At 69.0% G+C, this 18,740-nt stretch carries 18 protein-coding genes, 1 tRNA gene and 1 pseudogene; 13 read left to right on the top strand and 7 right to left on the bottom strand.

Translation table 11 applies throughout. The features are described 5' to 3' along the window. Nucleotides 1–31 precede the first annotated feature (31 nt). Together HV701_RS18310 and HV701_RS18305 are read left to right on the top strand one after the other, a co-directional pair. The gene (locus tag HV701_RS18310; RefSeq protein WP_175134438.1) at nucleotides 32–268 is read left to right on the top strand and encodes a FixH family protein; all 237 of its coding nucleotides are present in this window, start codon (nucleotides 32–34) and stop codon (nucleotides 266–268) included. Between the two features lie 19 nt (nucleotides 269–287). Next, nucleotides 288–524, top strand: a complete 237-nt coding sequence (locus HV701_RS18305; protein WP_175134437.1) for a hypothetical protein — start codon at nucleotides 288–290, stop codon at nucleotides 522–524. 40 nt (nucleotides 525–564) lie between these two features. Here HV701_RS18305 and HV701_RS18300 read toward each other — a convergent pair. Both HV701_RS18300 and amaB read right to left on the bottom strand, forming a co-directional pair. Next, a pseudogene (locus tag HV701_RS18300) lies at nucleotides 565–1,847 on the bottom strand (phospholipase A). A 219-nt stretch (nucleotides 1,848–2,066) separates the two neighbouring features. Beyond that, on the bottom strand, nucleotides 2,067–3,569 hold the full coding sequence (gene amaB, locus HV701_RS18295) for an L-piperidine-6-carboxylate dehydrogenase (protein WP_175134436.1): 1,503 nt from the start codon (nucleotides 3,567–3,569) through the stop codon (nucleotides 2,067–2,069). 126 nt (nucleotides 3,570–3,695) lie between these two features. Between amaB and HV701_RS18290 the strand changes: the two genes are divergently transcribed. The 9 genes from HV701_RS18290 to HV701_RS27075 all read left to right on the top strand — a co-directional run bounded on the left by HV701_RS18290 (nucleotide 3,696) and on the right by HV701_RS27075 (nucleotide 9,784). After that, complete coding sequence (locus HV701_RS18290) at nucleotides 3,696–4,451, top strand: amino acid ABC transporter ATP-binding protein (RefSeq protein WP_236756999.1); 756 nt, start codon at nucleotides 3,696–3,698, stop codon at nucleotides 4,449–4,451. Nucleotides 4,452–4,568: 117 nt separating this feature from the next. Further along, nucleotides 4,569–5,360, top strand: coding sequence for an ABC transporter substrate-binding protein (locus HV701_RS18285; RefSeq protein WP_175134435.1), 792 nt, complete (start codon nucleotides 4,569–4,571; stop codon nucleotides 5,358–5,360). Between the two features lie 36 nt (nucleotides 5,361–5,396). Next, the gene (locus HV701_RS18280) at nucleotides 5,397–6,089 is read left to right on the top strand and encodes an amino acid ABC transporter permease (protein WP_175134434.1); all 693 of its coding nucleotides are present in this window, start codon (nucleotides 5,397–5,399) and stop codon (nucleotides 6,087–6,089) included. 2 nt (nucleotides 6,090–6,091) lie between these two features. After that, on the top strand, nucleotides 6,092–6,781 hold the full coding sequence (locus HV701_RS18275) for an amino acid ABC transporter permease (protein WP_175134433.1): 690 nt from the start codon (nucleotides 6,092–6,094) through the stop codon (nucleotides 6,779–6,781). A 25-nt stretch (nucleotides 6,782–6,806) separates the two neighbouring features. Further along, a complete protein-coding gene (locus tag HV701_RS18270) occupies nucleotides 6,807–8,099 on the top strand; it encodes an NAD(P)/FAD-dependent oxidoreductase (protein WP_175134432.1) in 1,293 nt (430 codons plus the stop codon). Nucleotides 8,100–8,111: 12 nt separating this feature from the next. Next, nucleotides 8,112–8,696, top strand: a complete 585-nt coding sequence (locus HV701_RS18265) for a helix-turn-helix domain-containing protein (RefSeq protein WP_175134431.1) — start codon at nucleotides 8,112–8,114, stop codon at nucleotides 8,694–8,696. A 105-nt stretch (nucleotides 8,697–8,801) separates the two neighbouring features. Further along, nucleotides 8,802–8,878 (top strand) — tRNA-Arg (locus tag HV701_RS18260). A 115-nt stretch (nucleotides 8,879–8,993) separates the two neighbouring features. Beyond that, nucleotides 8,994–9,452 carry a hypothetical protein gene (locus tag HV701_RS18255; RefSeq protein WP_175134430.1) on the top strand — a complete coding sequence of 153 codons (459 nt, stop codon included), beginning with the start codon at nucleotides 8,994–8,996 and terminating at the stop codon, nucleotides 9,450–9,452. A 47-nt stretch (nucleotides 9,453–9,499) separates the two neighbouring features. After that, nucleotides 9,500–9,784 (top strand): four-helix bundle copper-binding protein, encoded by a 285-nt coding sequence (locus tag HV701_RS27075; protein WP_175134429.1) that lies wholly within the window; start codon nucleotides 9,500–9,502, stop codon nucleotides 9,782–9,784. Nucleotides 9,785–9,950: 166 nt separating this feature from the next. Here HV701_RS27075 and HV701_RS18245 read toward each other — a convergent pair whose 3' ends face one another. Both HV701_RS18245 and HV701_RS18240 read right to left on the bottom strand, forming a co-directional pair. Next, on the bottom strand, nucleotides 9,951–11,063 hold the full coding sequence (locus HV701_RS18245) for a glycosyltransferase family 4 protein (protein ID WP_175134428.1): 1,113 nt from the start codon (nucleotides 11,061–11,063) through the stop codon (nucleotides 9,951–9,953). 21 nt (nucleotides 11,064–11,084) lie between these two features. Continuing rightward, nucleotides 11,085–12,035 carry a glycosyltransferase family 9 protein gene (locus tag HV701_RS18240; protein ID WP_175134427.1) on the bottom strand — a complete coding sequence of 317 codons (951 nt, stop codon included), beginning with the start codon at nucleotides 12,033–12,035 and terminating at the stop codon, nucleotides 11,085–11,087. A gap of 321 nt (nucleotides 12,036–12,356) precedes the next feature. Between HV701_RS18240 and HV701_RS18235 the strand changes: the two genes are divergently transcribed. Both HV701_RS18235 and HV701_RS18230 read left to right on the top strand, forming a co-directional pair. Beyond that, nucleotides 12,357–13,742 carry an aminotransferase-like domain-containing protein gene (locus HV701_RS18235; protein WP_175134426.1) on the top strand — a complete coding sequence of 462 codons (1,386 nt, stop codon included), beginning with the start codon at nucleotides 12,357–12,359 and terminating at the stop codon, nucleotides 13,740–13,742. Nucleotides 13,743–13,790: 48 nt separating this feature from the next. Next, complete coding sequence (locus HV701_RS18230) at nucleotides 13,791–14,318, top strand: DedA family protein (protein WP_175134425.1); 528 nt, start codon at nucleotides 13,791–13,793, stop codon at nucleotides 14,316–14,318. A gap of 19 nt (nucleotides 14,319–14,337) precedes the next feature. Here HV701_RS18230 and HV701_RS18225 read toward each other — a convergent pair whose 3' ends face one another. The 3 genes from HV701_RS18225 to ggt all read right to left on the bottom strand — a co-directional run bounded on the left by HV701_RS18225 (nucleotide 14,338) and on the right by ggt (nucleotide 18,725). Continuing rightward, complete coding sequence (locus HV701_RS18225; protein WP_175134424.1) at nucleotides 14,338–15,600, bottom strand: arsenic transporter; 1,263 nt, start codon at nucleotides 15,598–15,600, stop codon at nucleotides 14,338–14,340. 89 nt (nucleotides 15,601–15,689) lie between these two features. Continuing rightward, on the bottom strand, nucleotides 15,690–17,021 hold the full coding sequence (locus tag HV701_RS18220; RefSeq protein ID WP_175134423.1) for a trypsin-like peptidase domain-containing protein: 1,332 nt from the start codon (nucleotides 17,019–17,021) through the stop codon (nucleotides 15,690–15,692). A 108-nt stretch (nucleotides 17,022–17,129) separates the two neighbouring features. After that, entirely contained in the window at nucleotides 17,130–18,725 is a 1,596-nt protein-coding gene (gene ggt, locus HV701_RS18215; RefSeq protein ID WP_217467978.1) for a gamma-glutamyltransferase, read from the bottom strand. Nucleotides 18,726–18,740: the final 15 nt, after the last annotated feature.

Raw genomic sequence — 18,740 nt, 5'->3', positions numbered from 1 at the left:
CCCGAGTGATATCGAATAAAGGATGCCGACGATGAATACTGCCCATGTTGCCGCGCCGCTGGCGGTCAAACCCTGGTACCGCGAATTCTGGCCCTGGTTCCTGATGGCCGGGCCCTTCTTGGCGGTGGTCGGCTGTGCCGTCACCATCTACCTGGCCTATACGCAGTTCGGCGACCAGCCGATCCAGGAAGGCGTGGTCAAGCGCGGGCTGGTGATCGAGCAGGTGGATACGGTGGCCGCGCCGCCGGCCGCGGCCGGCGCGCGCTGATGCGGCCCGGAGAGACGCCATGGGACTGAGATCATTGATGTGGATACTGTGGCCCTCGTTCCTGGCGGCGGCCGTGGGCAGCGCGATCGTCTTCGCGTTGATCGATCCGCTGGACGTGGCGGTATTCGGGTATGTGCCGACGGGGCGGATGGGGTTCTATACGGTGTCGTTCTTCCTGCTGTGGGCGATGGCGGGGGCGTCGAGTGCATTGACGGCCTATCTGATGCCCAAGGTAGAAGAAGATCCGGATCTCTGAGGCCTGTCCGTATGGACAGGCCTCAGGCATGTGCGCGCCCTTACGGCACGATCGACAGGCCGACGCGGAACTGCGATTCGTTGCGCTGGTTGTAGCCCAGCAGCGTCTCGCCGTAGCCATTGAAGTATTGCAGGTGCAGGTAGCCGTTCATGTTGAGCCAGGTGCGCTGCAGCGGCCAGGCGAAATCGAGCTGGGTGGTGCGGCGGCGCTGGTCGCCCTGGCGGTACATGGCCGACACCACGGCGCCGTTGTCCTGCGCCCAGCGCAGGTTCCAGTCGACGCGGCCGGCGTAATCGGCGTAGTCGGCGTTTTCGCTGGCCACGCCGAAATAGGCCTTGACCTTGGGCGCGAAGGTCAGCGTGCTGCCGCCGTCGAAGCGGTAGTTGAACTGCGGCTGGATATAGGCATCGTTGACCGAGCGCGAGTCGTCGCCGGCCTTGCCGTTGGAGTTGTGCTCGACGCCGGTGTTCATGCCCAGGCGCCAGTTCTGGTTATGCGACGACCAGATGTCATCGGACAGCCAGAACACGCTGGGGTTGAAGGTGGTGTCGATGAAGGGCATGGAATCGCCCTGCAAGTCCCACAGCGAGGTCTGCGTGTAGCCCAGGTAGAAGTTCTCGCCCCAGGTGGCCGGGCGGCCGCCGGAAGGGGTGAACAAACGGTACTTGGCGCTGATCTGGAAACGCGCGGTGGTCTGGCCGCGCGTACCGATGTCGAAATACACCGGCTTGTACTCGGAGATCGCGCTGCGGAAGCGGTCGAACGCCGTTTGCTGCACCGTGGGCGAGACCGCCGCGTCCGGCGCCGGGCCGCCTTCGGGCGAGGCGCCGACCGCGCTCACCATCGCCGGCGGCACCGGCTGGCCGGTGCGCGGGTCCACGACCGGGCCGGGCGCCGGCGTGCTGGCCAGTGTGCCGCTGTCGCGGACGGTGGCGTCCAGCGCCATCATGGCCGGCTGGCCCTCGATGGAGACGGCCTGCAGGCCGCGGGCGCTGGCGGGGACCTCGGCGCTCCAGGCCATGCGCGCGAAATTGTTGACCGGCACGCTGTATTGGCCTTGCCTCCTTGCAACCGGGCCAGGCTGCGCACGATCTGGCCATCCTGGCCGCGCCATTGCAGCACCAGTTCGGGCGGAGCTTGCCACGTGGCGCGGGCATTGCCCTCGTTGAAATACACGGCTTCGATAGTGACGGTTTCGCCGGGGGCCGCGGAAGGCCGGTCCAGTCGGTACGACACGCCGGCAGCGGCGGTTCCGGACAGCCCCAGTGCCAGGGCGAGGGTCAGGGAGCGCAGGGGAAGGGCGATACGTCGGAACGAAGTCATGGGAATCGAGGGAAACGGTGACGATGCAATGTAGCATCGCACCAGCCTACATTTTGTAAGCCGTACTTATCGGATGTAGGACTTGCAACAAGGGAGCTGGCGCCGGCGCGCTCGCAGCCGGGGCAGGCAAAGGGCGCGTGGCCGATACCGGCGCCGCCGATGGCACGGGGCCCCGCGCATCATCGACGATGCGCGGGGCCCCGTGCCATCGAAACTGCCTTACTCGCCGAACTTGATGCCCTGCGCCAGCGGCAGGTTGCGCGAATAGTTGATGGTGTTGGTGGCGCGGCGCATGTAGTTGCGCCAGGCATCCGAACCCGACTCGCGGCCGCCGCCGGTTTCCTTTTCCCCGCCGAAGGCGCCGCCGATCTCGGCGCCCGAGGTGCCAATGTTGACGTTGGCGATGCCGCAGTCCGAGCCCGCGGCCGACAGGAAGGTCTCGGCCTCGCGCAGGTCGTTGGTGAAGATGGCTGACGACAGGCCCTGCGGCACGCCGTTCTGCATGGCCAGCGCCTGGTCGAAATCGGTGTAGCGCATCACGTACAGGATCGGCGCGAAGGTCTCGTGGCAGACCACGTCGGTCTGGCCCGGCATCTCGGCGATGGCGGGGCGCACGTACCAGGCGTCCGGGTACTGCTCGGCCAGCACGCGTTCGCCGCCGGTGATCTTGCCGCCTTGTTCGCCGGCGGCCGTGAGCGCGGCCTGCATGGCGTCGAACGAGGCGCGGTCGATCAGCGGCCCGACCAGGTTGCCGCCGTCCAGCGGATTGCCGATAGGGGCGCTGGCGTAGGCTTTTTGCAGGCGTTGCAGCAGGTCGTCGGCCACGCTTTCGTGCACGATCAGGCGGCGCGTGGTGGTGCAGCGCTGGCCGGCGGTGCCGATGGCGCCGAAGACGATGCCGCGCGCAGCCATGTCGAGGTCGGCGCTGGGGCCCACGATGATGGCGTTGTTGCCGCCCAGTTCCAGCAGCACGCGGCCGAAGCGCTGCGCCACGCGCGGGCCGACCTGGCGGCCCATGCGGGTCGAGCCGGTGGCCGACACCAGCGCCACCGTGTGCGAATCCACCAGGGCTTCACCGATGTCGCGGCCGCCGATCAGCACTTCCGACAGGCCCGCGGGGGCATCGCCGAAGCGCTGCACCGCCTGGGCGAACAGCGCCTGGCAGGCCAACGCGGTCAACGGCGTCTTTTCCGACGGCTTCCAGACCACGGCGTTGCCGCACACCAGCGCCAGCGCGGCGTTCCAGGACCATACCGCCACCGGGAAATTGAAGGCGCTGATGACGCCCACCACGCCCAGCGGATGCCAGGTTTCCATCATGCGGTGGCCGGGGCGCTCGGAAGCGATGGTCAGGCCGTACAACTGACGCGACAGGCCCACGGCGAAGTCGCAGATGTCGATCATTTCCTGGACCTCGCCTTCGCCTTCGGCCAGGATCTTGCCGGCTTCCAGGCTGACCAGCCGGCCCAGCTCGCGCTTGTACTGGCGCAGCGTTTCGCCGAACAGGCGCAGCAGCTCGCCACGGCGCGGCGCCGGCACGTCGCGCCAGGCCAGGCTGGCCTGGCGCGCGCGGGTGATGGCCGCGTGCGCCTGTGCCACGGTGTGCTCGTGGACCTGGGCCAGTTCGGCGCCATCGATCGGGCTGCGGGCGACCAGCGTGCCGCCGGTCAGGGTCGCGGGGTTCAGTCCGAGTGCGCGCAGGATGTCTTGGGGCGTGTCCATACCGGTTCCTTGGAGATGCCGGCGAAGGCGGGACCTTCGCTTAAGGGTTATGCCTAAGTGGCGATTCTGGAAATAAATTTACTATACGAAACTCCAGCGCGAAATGCGAAACCTTTTTTGAAGGCGATGTTCGTGGCAGAACCCTTGCTCGTAGTCGAGGCGGTCACCAAGACCTACCAGCGCGACGGCCAGCCCGATCACCTGGCGCTGGCCGGCATCGACTGCCGTCTGGCGCGAGGCGAAGTGCTGGTGGTGGTGGGGCCGTCGGGGTCGGGCAAGAGCACCTTCCTGCGCACCCTCAATGGCCTGGAGCGCATCGACAGCGGCACCATCCGCGTCGACGGCGTGTCATTGACCGACCCGGCCACCGACCTCAACCGCTGGCGCACCGACGTGGGCATGGTGTTCCAGCACTTCAACCTGTTTCAGCATCGCACCGCGCTAGACAACGTGGCGCTGCCGCAGCGCGTGGTGCGCGGCCGCGACCGGGCCCGGGCCGGGCGCTACGCGCTTGAACTGCTGGACCGGGTCGGCATGGCCGACTTCGGCGCGCGCTATCCCAGCCAGTTGTCCGGCGGCCAGCAGCAGCGCGTGGCGATTGCCCGCGCCCTGGCGCTGGACCCCAAGCTGATGCTGTTCGATGAGGCTACCTCGGCGCTCGACCCCGAGACCGTCGGCGGCATCCTGGAATTGATGCGCGCCCTGGCGCGCGACGGCATGACCATGGCGGTGGTGACGCACGAGATGGGCTTTGCCCGCGACGTGGGCGACCGCGCGCTGTTCATGGATGCCGGCCGCGTCGTCGAGTCCGGCACCCCGGCCGAGGTTTTCGGCCAGCCGAAGCAGGCGCGCACCCGCGCCTTCCTGGAAAAGATTCTGTAGCACGCAGCACCCGTTTCACGCAGCAGCAAGCAGGGCCGGTCCGGCCAGACCGGGCGCCGCCGGCATCAGGTGTACGCCCGGAACGACACACCTCATCCACCTTTGAAGGGGAAGCAAATGCTGAAAATCAAACAATGGCTGGGCGCCGCCGGTATGGTGCTGGCCGTGGCCGCCATCGCCCAGCCGGTGCGGGCCGATGAGCTGTCCGACATCATCAAGCGCGGCGAACTGCGCGTGGCGGTGCAGACCTCCGGCCCGCTGATGAGCTTCATGGACAAGAGCGGCAAGCGCACCGGCCTGGCGGTCGAGGTGGCCAAACGCATGGCCGACGACCTGGGCGTCAAGCTGGTGCTGCAGGACTATGAATGGAAGGGGCTGATCCCGGCGCTGCTGTCCGGCAAGGCCGACATGGTGGCCGCCGACATGACGCCGACGCCGCAGCGCGCCGCCCAGGTGTTGTTCTCGGCGCCCATGTTCTACGCCGACACCGTTGCCGTGGTGCCCAAGGACTCGCCCTACAAGTCGTACGCGGAACTGAACAAGGACGGCGTGACCGTCGGCGCGCTGGGCGCCAGCACCTACGCCGAGGTCGGCAAGAAGATGCTGCCCAAGGCCACGCTCAAGGAATTCTCCGGCGGCAGCGCGCCGGTCGGCCAGGCCCTGTCCAGCGGCCGCCTGGACGCCGGCATCATGTCGCTATCCACCGCCAACCAGTTCCTGGTCGACTTCGGCAACCTGCGCGTGCTGGACGGCGTCATGGTGCGCGAGCCGCTGGCCTTTGCCGTCGGTCCCAACGCCTTCCGCCTGAAATTCTGGCTCGACAACTGGCAGACGCTCAAGACCGCCGACAACACCCTGCCGGAACAGATTAAGTACTGGTACTCGACCGACTGGAAGAAAGACCACTGATCGCGCGCTTTTCCCACCACTGACCACAGGACCGGCATGGACTGGCTGATCGACTACTACAACTGGCGCATCGTCAGCCAGTACACGGGCCAGTTCGCCACCGGGCTGGCCAACACCCTGATCGCGGCCGGCGCCAGCCTGGTGCTGTCGGTGCTGGCCGGCGTGCCGCTGGCGCTGGCGCGCATGTCGCCGCGCGCCGCGGTCTGGCGGCCGGTGGCGGGCTACGTGCAGTTCATCCGCTCGACCCCGCTGCTGGTGCAGATCTACCTGGTGTATTACGCGGTGCCGATGCTGGTGCCGGGCGCCAAGGGCTGGAGCGAGATGCTGCTGGGCATCCTGGCCATGACGCTGCACCACGCGGCCTATATGAGCGAGATCATCCGCGTCGGCATCGAATCGGTGCCGCGCGGCCAGATCGAAGGCGCCAAGGCCTGCGGCATGAACTATCGCCAGCGCCTGCGCTACGTGGTGTTGCCGCAGGCCTTCGCCAACACGCTGCCGCCGCTGCTGGGGCAGACCGCCGTGCTGATCAAGGACACCTCGCTGCTGTCGCTGATCACGGTCTTCGAACTGGTGGCGGCCGGCGTGCAGATGAACAGCGACCGTATCGTGCCGACCGAGAGCTTCCTGACCATCGCGGCCGGCTACTTGCTGATCTACGCCGTGATGATGCTGCTGTCGCGCGGCGTGAGCCTGTGGCTGGCCGGTCCCGCCTGGAACGCGAGGTAAGCATGCTGGATTCCTACCTCTCCACCGCCGGCGTCGTGCTGCCGTTCCTGCTCAAGGGCTTCTGGGAGACGCTCAAGATCTCGTTCATGGCGATCATCGCCGGGTCGCTGCTGGGCTTTGTCATCGGCGTGATCCGCAGCTACCGCATCCGTGGCCTGCACCAGTTGCTGGGGCTGTACATCCACCTGCTGCGCGGCACGCCGTTCCTGGTGCAGCTCTATATCTTCTACTTCGTGCTGCCCAGCACCGGCATCGAGTTGCTGCATTGGGACTCGGGCACCGCCGCGTTCGTGTCGCTGTCGGTCTATACCTCGTGCTACGTGGCCGAGATCGTCACCGGCGCCATCCGCGCCGTGCCGCGCGGCCAGACCGAAGGCGCCATGACGCTGGGCTTGCGGCCGTTGCAGATCCTGCGGCTGGTGATCCTGCCGCAGGCCATGCGCCTGATCGTGCAGCCCATGAGCGGTGTATACGTGATGCTGATCAAGAGCACCGCCATCCTGTCGGTGGTCGGCATCACCGAACTGACGCGGCAGGGCGAGGTCTTCATCATCACCTTCCCGGCGAAGTCGCTGTTCATCTACAGCATGATCGCCATCATCTATTTCCTGTACTGCTACCCCTTGCTGCGCCTGGCCTCCTGGCTGGAAAAGCGCCTGGCCGGGGGCTTGCAGGGCGCCGGACTGCACTAGGCCCCGCCAACGCGAACCCGACACCATGGCCACCGAGTACATCGATACCTATTACAAGCGCACGCTGGGCGATGCCGAAACGTACTACGCGCCCCTGGCGGGCACGGCCGAGGCCGATGTCTGCGTGGTCGGCGGCGGCCTGGCCGGCCTGACGACGGCGCTGGAGCTGGCCCGGCGCGGCCGCGCGGTGACGCTGCTGGAAGGGCGCCGCATCGCCTGGGGCGCCTCGGGCCGCAATGGCGGCTCGGTGTCGCCGGCGTTCTCGGCCGGCGCCGATGCCATCCGCAAACATGTCGACGAAGACCACTACCGCCAGCTTTACCGCCTGTCGATGGAGGGCGTGGAGATCATCCGCGACAACATCCGCGACCTGCGCATCGATGATGCCCATAAGGTCGACGGCCGCCTGCGGGTGGTGCGCTACGAGGCCAGCGACCCGCTGCGGCGCTATTGCGAGGACCAGCGGCGCGACTTCGGCCGCGACGTGCGCCTGCTGGACCGCGCCGAGGTGCGCGAGCGGCTGCTGTCCGACGCCTATTTCCAGGGCATCGAGGACCCGTCCTCGTTCCATTTTCATCCGCTCAACTACGCCCGCGCCCTGGCGCGCGAGTGCGCGCGGCTGGGCGTGCGCATCCACGAGGACACCCCCGTGACCCAGGCCCGGCTGGAGGGCGCGGCCAAGCGGCTGCGCACCGCCGCCGGCCAGATCGACGCCCGCACCGTGGTGCTGGCCACCGGCGGCTATACCGGCGACGTGGTGCCGGCGCTGCGGCGGGCCATGCTGCCCATCGCCACCTACATCATGCTGACCGAGCCGCTGGGCGAGCGAGTGCGCCAGGCCATCCGCACCCAGGCCGCCATCGGCGACGATCGTCGCGCCGGCAACTATTACCGGGTGCTCGATGGCGGGCGCATCGGCTGGGGCAGTAGAATCACCACCCGTGTCGACGACCCGCCCGATCTGGCCGAGTCCCTGCGCCGCGAACTGCTCAGTGTCTATCCCCAGTTGCAGGGCCTGCGCGTGGAGACCGCGTGGTCCGGACGCATGGCCTATGCGCGGCACCTGATGCCGCAGATCGGCAGGCTGGCGCCCGATGTCTGGTATTGCACGGCCTTCGGCGGCCATGGCATGAACACCACCGCTATCGGCGGCCGGGTCGTGGCCGAGGGGATCGTCGGCGACAGCCAGCGCTACCGGCTGTTCGAGCCCTTCGGACTGGCCTGGAACGGCGGCGCGCTGGGCACGGCGGCGGTTCAACTCACATATTGGTCTTACCAGGCGCGCGATTGGTGGCGGGAGCGGCAGTCGCGTGCATGACAGGGTGTACAGATGCAAGGCAACAAACAGAGCGTGTTGGCACAACGGCTGCGAGCCCTGCGCCAGGCGCGCGATTGGACGCTCAAGCAGGCGGCGCAGGCCACCGGCGTGGCCGCGTCCACGCTCTCGAAAATCGAGAACGGCCTGCTTTCGCCCACCTATGACAACCTGATCAAGATCGCCGCCGGCCTGGACCTGGACGTGGCCGAACTGTTCACCGCGTCCGACGCCCACATGGGCACCGGCCGCCGCAGCCTCAGCCGCCAGGGCGAGGGCCGCCAGTACGAAACCCCGTATTACGACCACCGCCTGCTGTGCACCGCGCTGTCGCACAAGCGCATGATGCCGTTCCACACCCGCGTCAAGGCGCGCTCCTTCGACGAGTTCCAGGACTGGAGCCGCCACGGCGGCGAGGAATTCGTCTACGTGCTGGAAGGTGAGGTCGAGCTGTACACCGAGTTCTACGAGCCGGCGCGCCTGAAGGCGGGCGAGAGCTTCTATATCGACAGCCGCATGGGCCACCGGGTGATCAGCCTGAGCAAGCAGGACGCGCTGGTGCTGTGGGTGTCGACCCACGCCGACCTGGGCGAGGAATGATTCGGTCGGCCTGATAAACCGCGCCGGCCGGCGTCGTGCCGCCACGGCCCGCGGCAACAAGGTAAAATGCGCCGCCCGGAGCTTTTCCGGGCAGCCACACACCGCGCGGCAGTAGCTCAGTTGGATAGAGCACGGGCCTTCTAAGCCTGAGGTCGGGGGTTCGATCCCCTCCTGCCGCGCCAGAATAGCTTGTGGAATCAAACGATTGCGCGGATTTGTGGCTGGTGCCCCCGGTAACATCCCAGTCCACGGTAGTCGCCACTTCGGGACCATCTGCCAATTCACCCGGTGATTCCATTGACCACTCCAGACTCATCGCCGCAGGAACTGGTGGACCTCGAGCGCAGACATGCGCGGCTGGCGCGCGAATTGAACGACCTGCTTCACGCCAGCCAGCGGAGCCGGCGAGCCATGCGCTGCCTGCTTGCGCTGGCTTTGCTATTGAGCGGCGGCGCCTCGCTCTGGCTGCTCGTTTCGTTGTGCCAAATGGTCGCTCAGGGGTTCGTCGTTGAATGTGCGCGCATGTCATCGATCGATTGCCGCCGAGTGGGAGACACCGAGGGCGCTTATTGGCTGGCCTTGTTCGTTCGCATTCTTATGCTCGCGCTGGCCGGCAGTGCCTCGGTATTTGCGGCGTTGATGTTGCGGGCAATGCTTAAGCCGGCGCCCGACGTGGGTGCCATGCGAGCCCGCTTACAGCGTCTGGAAGCGTTGATCGCGCAGACCCGGCAGGCGTGCGCGGATTCCGGCGAGTGACGCCGCATGCCTGGGCTGGCTGACCAGACGCAGGCACGCGGGTAGCCATGGACAGAGGGCGCATCGCCGCCGGCCGGTACACGCACTGCCTGGAGGCGGGCGGCGAGCACGTCGCGCCGGCTCATTTTCGCGGCATGATGGCTTGCGCCGAGATATGCCGTGGCTCGGCGCACACCATGCTGCTGGGCGCGCAAAACCATGCCCCGGTATGCCGGGCTTGCGCCGCGCTGTGCCGGGATTGTGCGGCCAGTTGCGAGCGCATCGATGGCATGCAGGATTGCGCGCAAGCCTGCCAAGCATGCGCGCAGGCGTGCGAACGTATGGCGAGGTGATGTCTGCCTCGCCCGCTGCCGGCGCGACCTGCACACTGACATGGCGGTGGATGCCACAGCGGCGCATTGGCCGGTTGGCCACGCTTGATCGGATGACGGGACGCCGCTGTGGCGAAAGCCAGGCAGCAAATGGCGTGCCCGCGACCATGAGCAAGAGCGCCAGCGCTCAGGCCCGCGCCATCGCGCGGCGATAGGCGGCCAGGGTCCGTTCCATCTGGTTCGCCAGGCGGAAGTTGGCTTGTGCATAGTCTCGGGCCCGCGCCACCACCGCCGCGGCAGCGGCCGGGTCGGCGCGGATTGCCTGGATGCGGTCGGCGAAGCCGTCGATGTCGCCGGGTTGGGCCAGCCAGCCGGTGGCGCCCGGCGTGACGATCTCGGGCAAACCGCCGACCCGGCTGGCCACTACCGGGCAACCCGACGCGAAAGACTCCGGCACCACGCGCGACCAGGCCTCGGTGGCCGAAGGCACCAGCAATACATCGGCGGCGTGGAGCATGTCGGCCACGTCGTCGCGATGGCCGGCGAAGACTACCTGCGGGGAGATGCCGAGCTGAACGGCCAGGGCGCGCAGCTCGGCCGCGTAGGCCCGGGTGTCGGCCGTCGCCGTGCCCACCACCAGGGCGCTGGCCGGCACGGCCCGGCGGCGCAGCCGCTGCACCACGCGCAGCAGGTCGGATTGGCGCTTCTCGGGGCGCAGCATGCCGATGGTGGCGACCACATAGGCGTCAGGGGCCAGGCCCAGTTCGCGCCGCACGCGCTGGCGCGTGGCGGGTTTGTCGCCGGCGTGGAAGAAGGCCTCGTCCGCCCATTCGCCGACCACGCTGACGCCATCCGCGCGGGCCAGGCGGGCGTGCAGCAGGGCCGCGCGGCCGGCGTCGCTGGTGGCGATCACGTGATCGCAGCCCAGCTTCCACTCCAGGCGGCGGCGCGCGCTGGTGGGCATGGGCTTGGCGAAATGCCGCGTGCGCACCACGGCGCACAGGTCGCGGCACAGGGCGCCGCTCTTGCCGTCGGCGCGGCTGTGGCTGTCGATCACGTTGATGTGCAGGCGGCGCACGGCGCGGCGCAGCCGCCAGATCGTGGCGGGCGAATAGGGCGAGTCGAAGTCGATGTCCACGGTGGCGATGCCGCGCTGGCGCGCCGCCAGGCTGATCGCGCTGCCGGGCGGCGCGGCGATGGCCGTGTCGTGGCCGTGGCGGGTCAGCCAGTAGGCCTGTTCCAGGGTGCGGAATTCGAGTCCGCCCAGGTTTCTTTCGCCAAGGGTGTGCAGGATGCGCATGGTGCAGGTGAGGGTGGGGATTCAGGCGGTGGCGCGCGGCGTGCCGGCCAGCGCGCGCGCACAGGCTTGCAGGACCTGGTCCGGGGCGATGGTATTGATGCCATCGCGCGGTTGGCGCGGCACCACGGCGACGGCATGGCGCCGGCGCCAGAACCATTCGGGGTTTGGCTGGTTGAAGATGCCGACATACGGCACGCCGGTGGCCTGCGCCACGTGCGACGGGCCGCAGTCGTTGGCGACCACCAGGCGCGCGCCCAGCATGATCGCGCTCAGCTCGGCCAGCGGCCGGCAATAGGCCACCTGGATGTCAGCGCGCCGCAGGGCCGTCAGCTCGGCGTGCTCGCGCGCTTCCTGCCGGCCCAGTGCGAAGGTGTAGCGTGTGTCGGGGCCCAGCAGCGTCTTGAGGCGGTCGGCCAGGCGCAGGTAGTGCGCCACGCTCCAGCGCTTGAATGGTCCGGCGCCGCCGCCGGGAAGAAACACCACGTCGGCGCGGCCATCTACCCGCCGATGCGCGCGGGCCAGTTCGGCGAAGCAGCGGCGCGCACTGTCTTCGGCATCCAGGGGCCGGTAGGCGGCCAGCAGACGCAGGTTGGCCAGGCCGATGTATTCGGCTTCGTCCTTGCGGTGACAGTGGGTCCAGACCACGTCGCTCAATCGCGCGTTGCGAAAACCCAGGCGGACGGCCGGCAGGCGCAGCAGATTGATCAGGCCGAAGCGCTCGCTGCTGTGATGCAGGTTCACCGACATCTGCGTCCTGGCGCTCAGGCTGCGCGTGTAGTCGAGCAGCGTACGCACGCGCTGGAATTCGTCGACCCAGGGCAGGGCGTGGTAGATCGGACCGACGTCGTCGCGCGCGACAACCTTGATCCGCTTCGTGGGCCACCAGGCCTTGAGCTGGTACAAGGTGGCGAAGGCGACGATCTGGTCGCCCAACTGCGGCTGGCTTCTGACGTAGACAACAATGTCCGACACGCGACCTCTCCTGTGCGGGCCTGGGGAATGGCCTCGCAATCTACGGGAGCGCGCGGGAAATTCTTTCTCGATAGATTGAAAGAATGTGAAGATTGGGCCGGTGCGGCTTAAAGGATTTACACACTCGGCCCTGCCATCTATGGCAGGCGGGCGCTGGCGATGCGGGAAGGGGCGCCCTGGCGCTCCGTGCAGCGGCCCCGGCACGGCCTGGAACTGGGCCGTACAAGATTCTCGATGTATGGACTCAAACGGCGTTTGTTGCCATACTCATCGATTGATTTCCTGTCCATGCATTGCGGCATTCCCGGCGCAATAGAATCCATGCATAACGACGACGTATATGCGTCCTGGCCCTTGACTTTCGTGCGCGGCGCCGGCCCCCGCTACCGCCAGATCGCCGATTTCATCGAGGGCGCTGTGGCCGCCAATCGCATGCAGCCGGGCGACCGCCTGCCGCCGCAGCGGCGCCTGGCCCAGCATCTGGGCGTGGACCTGACCACCGTGACGCGCGCCTATGCCGAGGCTGCCCAGCGCGGCCTGATCGAGGCGCGCGGGCCGCTGGGCACCTTCATCGCGCGCCCGGCCGAACAGCCCCTGCGACAGATGCTGGACCTGGGCATGAACATGCCGCCGCTGCCGCTGGGCTGCGATCTGCAGGACCTGCTGCGGCACGGCTTGGCCAAGGCCATGGAACGGCACGATGTGGGCGTGATGATGACCTATCACCAGGCCGGCGGCGGACCGGCCGAACGCGAGGCCGGCGCGCAATGGCTGTCGCAGTCGGTCGAGAACGTCGACCCGGACCGGGTGCTGGTGTGTCCCGGCGCGCAGGCCGCGCTGGCCGCAGTGATGCTGGCCTACAGCCGCCCGGGCGATGGCATCATCGCCGAGCCGCTGGTGTATCCGGGGCTGTTGACCGCCGCGCGGCAGCTGGGCCGCCGCGTGCTGGTGGCCGAGACCGACGCCGACGGCATGACCCCCGCCGGACTGGAGCGCGCCTGCCGCGACGGCGGCCGGCTGGTCTACCTGAACCCCACGCTGCAGAATCCCACCGCCCACACCATGAGCGCGGCGCGCCGCCGCGACCTGGCGCGCTCGGCCGTGGCCTGCGGCGTGCGCATCATCGAAGACGACCCGTATTCGCTGTTCCTGGATGGCGCGCCGCCGGCGCTGGCCAGCCTGGCGCCGGCCTCGGTGTTCTACATCGCCACGTTGGCCAAGACCCTGACCCCGGGGCTGCGCACCGCGTTCGTGCTGGGCCCGGACCAGGACAGCCGCCACAACGTGTTGGCGGCGATGCGCTCATTCGCCGTGATGGCCGCGCCGCTGATGGGCGTGCTGACCACGCAATGGATCGCCAGCGGCGCCGCGCGGCAGATTCTGGACGGCGTGCGCGCCGAGGCCCACGCGCGCCAGCAACTGGCGCGCCAGTTGCTGCCCGGGCCGTTCCCGGCTGCCGCGGCGGGCATCCACCTGTGGCAGCCGCTGCCGGACTGCTGGACCGCGGCGGACCTGGAGCGGGTGGCGCGCGACGAGGGCCTGAGCGTGACCTCGTCGGAAGTCTTTCACCTGGGGCCGGGCACGCCCAACGCCATCCGCATCTCGCTGGGCAGCATTCCCGAGCGCCGGGCGTTGGCGCAGGCGCTGGAACGGTTGGCCGGACTGCTGCGGCGGCGTCCGCGCGGCTTGCGCGACGTAATTGTATGAGGCCGGGGCCGTAATAGGGCGGCTGTGCCCGCCCCGCCGTCACACGTCATGCTGTTCGAAACATTCCACGCCGTGCAGGACACCCTGGTCGAATTTGCCCGCGCCCATGCCGCTTGGCTGGCGCCGCTGGGCTTCGTGTTCGCGTTCCTGAAGTCGTTGCCGCTGGTGGCGCTGGTGGTTCCCGGCACGGCGCTGCTGCTGTCGATCGGCGCCATCCTGGGGTTGGGCGATAGCGCGTTCGTGCCGGTATGGCTGGCCATCGCCATCGGCGCGGCACTGGGCGATTGGGTGCAGTACGCTTGCGGCGTGCGGTTCGGGCCCGGTCTGCTGCAATCGAAGTCGCTGCGCAAACGCCCGCAGCTCCTGCATCGCAGCACCGTGTTCATCCAGCGGTGGGGCGTGCTCAGCATCGTGCTGTGCCGCTTCTTCGGCCCGTTGCGGGCCACCGTGCCGATGATCGCCGGCATCTGCGGCATGCGCGCCGCAGCCTTTCAGATCGCGAACTGGGCTTCGGCGTTCCTGTGGGCGGCGGCGCTGCTATTGCCGGGCTGGTGGAGCACGCGCGCGCTCCTGTGACAGGACCGGCGCGCCGCCATCAGCCGCCGGCCACCGCCAGCATCAGCAGCGCGCCCAGCAGCGCCGGCGGCATCACCCACGCGCCCAGCTTGAGAAAACGCAGCGCGCCGACATGCTGGCCCTCGCGCCGCACCGCGATCAGCCACAGCAGCGTCGCCAGCGAGCCGGTGATCGACAGGTTGGGCCCGAGGTCGACGCCGATCAGCAGGGCGCCGGCGGTCCGCGCCGGCAGGTCGGCGATCTGGCCGACCGAGCCGGCGATCAACCCGGCCGGCAGGTTGTTGATGAGGTTGCTGGCCAGCGCCGCCACGATGCCGGCGCCCCACAGCGCGCCGCCGGCCGAATCGCCCGCCAGCCGCAGCAATGCCTGCGCCAGGGCGTCGATGGCGCCGCTGCGCGCCAGGCCCTCGACCAGCACGAACAGGCCAGCCACCATCGGCAATACGCCCCAGGCCACATGGCGCAGGACCGGCAGGGGGCTGAGCCGTTGCTTCAGGTGGATCAGCCCGGCAGTGGCCAGGCCGGCGATGAAGGTCGGCAGGCCCAGGTCGGCATGCAGCGCCGAGGCCAGCATCAGCACCAGCGCGGTCAGCAGGATGCCGATGCCGGTCAGGCGGGCGCCGCTGCCCAGCGGTCGCGGCGCGATGTCGGCCCGCAGCGGCTGGCGCAGCGCCTCGCGCTGGCTGAAGCGCAGGGCCAGATAGGTCAGGCCGATGGCCGCCAGCGACGGCAGCGTGAAGCGTTGCAGCCAGTCCAGCAGCGGCGGCATCTGGCTGCCGTACACCACCAGGTTGGCGGGGTTGGAGATCGGCAGCACGAAGCTGGCGGCGTTGGCGATGAAGGCGCAGATGAACAGGTAGGGCAGCGGCCGCGCGCCCGCGGCCCGCGCCGCGGCAAACACCGCCGGCGTCAGCACCACGGCGGTGGCATCGTTGGACAGGAACACCGTCACCAGAATGCCCACCAGGAATACCAGGTCGAACAGGCGCCGCGCCGACCCGCGCGCATGGCGCGCCGCCACCATCGCCAGCCAGTCGAACAGCCCCTGCTGGCGCGCCAGTTCGGCCAGCACCATCATGCCGATCAGGAACAGGTACACGTCCAGCCCCTTGCCGACCGCGCCCAGCGCCGCCTGCCACGGGATCAGGCCGGTTGCCGTCAGCAGCAGCGCCGCGCCGCCGGCCCAGACGTACTCGGGCAGCTTCCAAGGGCGCAGCAGGATGCCGATGATCGCCAGGGCGGAAATGCCCCAGAGGGCGAGGGAAGCGGCGGGAAAGGGCATGAGCGGCGATGACGAGAAACCGGGGCGGGAAGCATTATCGCCGGTTCGGCGCCCGCCAGGGCCGGCCCCGCCGCGCCGCCGCGCGGCGCCTATTGGATCTGCAAGGTATACATCGCCCGTCCGCGCACCAGCGTCAGCAGCAGCGGTTGCCCTGGCGTGGCGCCGGCCAGCAGGGCGCGCAGATCGGCCAGCCGGCTGACCGGGCGCCGGTTGACGCCGATGACGACGTCGCCGCGCTGCATCCGCGCCGCCACCGGCCCGCGCTCGGGGTAAGTGGCGCTGACCGCCACGCCATCGTTGCCCTTCAGGCGCTGTTCGCGGCCGATCTCGGTGAATTCCACGCCGTTCAGGCGCGCATCGAGCGAGCCGCCGTGCAGCCGCTCGTTGCGTTCCGGTTCGATCCGCAGCGTGACGTCGCTGCGCTGGCCGTTGCGCGACAGCGTCAGCCGCACCTGCTGGCCCACCGGCAACAGGCCCTCGGCGTTGCGCAACTGGGCGCTGCTGCCGATGGGCTTGCCGTCCAGCGCCAGCACCCGGTCGCGCGCCTGCACCCCGGCCTGTTGCGCCGGCGAACCATCCGCCACCCGCGCCACCACCACGCCGCTGGCGTTCGGCGCCAGGCCCAGCTGACGCGCATTGCGCGGCGTGATGTCGATGGTGTCCAGCCCCAGGCCGCCGCGCTGCACCTGGCCGTGCTGCAGCAATTGGCGCATGACCTCGCCCGCCAGGTTCGACGGAATCGCGAAACCGATGCCGACGTTGCCGCCCGACGGCGTATAGATCATGGTGTTGATGCCGACCAGTTCGCCGTTCAGGTTGACCAGCGCGCCGCCCGAGTTGCCGGGGTTGATGGAGGCGTCGGTCTGGATGAAATTCTGGTAGCCGGCGGCGCGCAGGCTGGACCGCTCCAGCGCCGACACGATGCCGGACGAGGCCGACTGGCCCAGGCCGTAGGGATCGCCGATGGCCACCACGAAATCGCCCACCCGCAGGTCGCTGGAATCGGACAGGGTCAGGGCGTGCAGTTTGTCGGGCGGAATGCGCAGCACCGCCAGGTCGGTGTCCGGATCGCTGCCGACCACGGTGGCGGTGAAGCTGCGGCCGTCCTGCAGCGACACGCGGATGGACGTGGCGCCGCGCACCACGTGGTGATTGGTCAGGATGTTGCCCTGGGCCGCGTCGACGATCACGCCCGAGCCGATGCTCTGGCGCCCGCCGCCGCGGGCCTGGCCGAAGGCCGACGCCTGGCCGCCGTCGCCCTGGGCGGAAATGTTCACCACCGCCGGCGTCACGCGTTCGAGCATCGGCGCCAGCGAGGGCAGGGGCTGGCCGTCCACCGCCATGGGCAATGCGGCCGTGGCGCTGGGGGCAGTGAAGAGGGCGGCGACGGCCAGCGCCGCGGCGGACAGGATTCGGTTCATGAGGGGCCTTGCTGAGTCTGCGCCGCAGTATCGCCGCGCCGCGCATCGCCCATATGACCGATCAAGCCCCTTTCCGGCGGCGTTTTCCGCCGCCGTGGCCTGTCTGCCCTAGAATCCGACCGCCTGGCCGTCGCGCCGGGAATCGGACGCGGCTACATAGCCGCCGTGCGGCAGCCGGGCGATCAGTTGCGCCGAACCGAACTCCAGGCTGTCGGCCGGCGCCACCGCCACGTTGTGGCCGCGCTGGCGCAGCGTGTCGACCACGTCGGCGGGCAGGTGCGATTCGACGTTGACCACCGGGCCTTTTTCCACCCGGAAGCGCGGCGCATCGCTCATGGCCTGCGGATTCTGGCCGAAGGCCGCCAGCCGCGTCATCATCTGCAGATGGCCCTGGGCCTGCATCGAGCCGCCCATTACGCCGAACGACATCACCGGCGCGCCTGCGCGGGTGACGAAAGCCGGGATGATGGTGTGCATCGGCTTCTTGCGCGGCGCCACCTGATTGACATGGCCGGGCGTCAGCACGAAGTTCAGGCCGCGATTGTGCAGGCTGATGCCGGTATCCGGCACCACCACGCCCGAGCCGAAGCCGTGGTAGTTGGACTGGATGAACGACACCATGGTGCCGCCCGCGTCGGCGGCAGTCAGGTAGACCGTGCCGCCGGTCGCGGGCGTGCCGGCCACCGGCACCGCGGCGCGATCCATCGAGATCTGCCTTGCGCGCTCGGCCAGGTAGGCCGGGTCGAGCAGGGCGCGGGCATCGGTGCGCATGTGGCGCGGGTCGGCCACATGGTGGTGCAGATCGGCGAAGGCCAGTTTCATGGCCTCGATGCTGACGTGGTAGTAATCGGCGCTGTCGCGGCCCATCGCTTCCAGGTCGAATTGTTCCAGCATGCCCAGCGCCATCAGGGCCGAGATACCCTGGCCGCTGGGCGGAATTTCATGCAGTTCGTAGCCGCGGAACGACTGCGAGATCGGCGCGACCCACTCGGGCCGGTGCTCGGCCAGGTCGGCCGCGCTCAGGGCGCCGCCAGTGCGCGCCGCGAAGTCCGCGATCCGGCCGGCCAGCGCGCCGCGATAGAAGCTGTCGCCGCCGCTTTCGGCGATCTCGCGCAAGGTGCGCGCCTGCGCCGGAAAGCGCCACCATTCTCCCGCCTGCGGCGCCCGGCCCTGCGGCAGGAAGGCTTCGGCGAAGCCCGGCTCCTGCGCCAGCTTGGGCGCCTGGGTGGCCCACTGGCGCGCGATCGTCGGGCTGACCGCGAAGCCTTCCTCGGCATAGGCGATGGCCGGCTCGAACAACTTGGCGAATGGCAGCTTGCCGAAGCGTTCGGACAGCGCCTTCCAGCCCGCCACCTGACCCGGCACGGTGACCGTGCCCCAGCCCGTGCCCGGCATGGCCTCGCGGCCGGCGAAGTAGTCCGGCGTCCACGCCGCCGGCGAGCAGCCGCTGGAGTTCAGGCCATGCAACCGCCCTTCGTGCCACACCAGCGCGAACATGTCGCCGCCGATGCCGTTCATCACGGGCTCGACCACGGTCAGCGCGATGGCGGTGGCGATGGCGCTGTCCACGGCATTGCCGCCGGCCAGCAGCATGCGCAGCCCGGCCTGGGCCGCCAGCGGCTGGCTGGTGGCGACCGCGTTGGCGGCCAGCACCGGCATTTTTCGGGAAGCGTACGGAAAAGACCAATCGAAGGGGGAAGACATGGTGGCGTCTGGACT

This window comes from Achromobacter pulmonis, from assembly GCF_902859765.1.
Classification (GTDB): Bacteria; Pseudomonadota; Gammaproteobacteria; order Burkholderiales; family Burkholderiaceae_B; genus Achromobacter; species Achromobacter pulmonis.
This window is presented reverse-complemented; position numbering and strand designations above follow the sequence as displayed.

What these genes read in the sequence shown, in the direction of transcription:
- HV701_RS18305 (WP_175134437.1), top strand. Translation starts at nt 288, where the DNA reads ATGGGACTGAGATCATTGATGTGGATACTGTGGCCCTCGTTCCTGGCG.
- HV701_RS18270 (WP_175134432.1), top strand. Translation starts at nt 6,807, where the DNA reads ATGGCCACCGAGTACATCGATACCTATTACAAGCGCACGCTGGGCGAT.
- HV701_RS18235 (WP_175134426.1), top strand. Translation starts at nt 12,357, where the DNA reads ATGCATAACGACGACGTATATGCGTCCTGGCCCTTGACTTTCGTGCGC.
- HV701_RS18290 (WP_236756999.1), top strand. Translation starts at nt 3,696, where the DNA reads ATGTTCGTGGCAGAACCCTTGCTCGTAGTCGAGGCGGTCACCAAGACC.
- HV701_RS18220 (WP_175134423.1), bottom strand. Translation starts at nt 17,021, where the DNA reads ATGAACCGAATCCTGTCCGCCGCGGCGCTGGCCGTCGCCGCCCTCTTC.
- HV701_RS18310 (WP_175134438.1), top strand. Translation starts at nt 32, where the DNA reads ATGAATACTGCCCATGTTGCCGCGCCGCTGGCGGTCAAACCCTGGTAC.
- HV701_RS18275 (WP_175134433.1), top strand. Translation starts at nt 6,092, where the DNA reads ATGCTGGATTCCTACCTCTCCACCGCCGGCGTCGTGCTGCCGTTCCTG.
- HV701_RS18225 (WP_175134424.1), bottom strand. Translation starts at nt 15,600, where the DNA reads ATGCCCTTTCCCGCCGCTTCCCTCGCCCTCTGGGGCATTTCCGCCCTG.
- ggt (WP_217467978.1), bottom strand. Translation starts at nt 18,725, where the DNA reads ATGTCTTCCCCCTTCGATTGGTCTTTTCCGTACGCTTCCCGAAAAATG.
- HV701_RS18230 (WP_175134425.1), top strand. Translation starts at nt 13,791, where the DNA reads ATGCTGTTCGAAACATTCCACGCCGTGCAGGACACCCTGGTCGAATTT.
- HV701_RS18265 (WP_175134431.1), top strand. Translation starts at nt 8,112, where the DNA reads ATGCAAGGCAACAAACAGAGCGTGTTGGCACAACGGCTGCGAGCCCTG.
- HV701_RS18285 (WP_175134435.1), top strand. Translation starts at nt 4,569, where the DNA reads ATGCTGAAAATCAAACAATGGCTGGGCGCCGCCGGTATGGTGCTGGCC.
- HV701_RS18245 (WP_175134428.1), bottom strand. Translation starts at nt 11,063, where the DNA reads ATGCGCATCCTGCACACCCTTGGCGAAAGAAACCTGGGCGGACTCGAA.
- HV701_RS27075 (WP_175134429.1), top strand. Translation starts at nt 9,500, where the DNA reads ATGGACAGAGGGCGCATCGCCGCCGGCCGGTACACGCACTGCCTGGAG.
- HV701_RS18280 (WP_175134434.1), top strand. Translation starts at nt 5,397, where the DNA reads ATGGACTGGCTGATCGACTACTACAACTGGCGCATCGTCAGCCAGTAC.
- amaB (WP_175134436.1), bottom strand. Translation starts at nt 3,569, where the DNA reads ATGGACACGCCCCAAGACATCCTGCGCGCACTCGGACTGAACCCCGCG.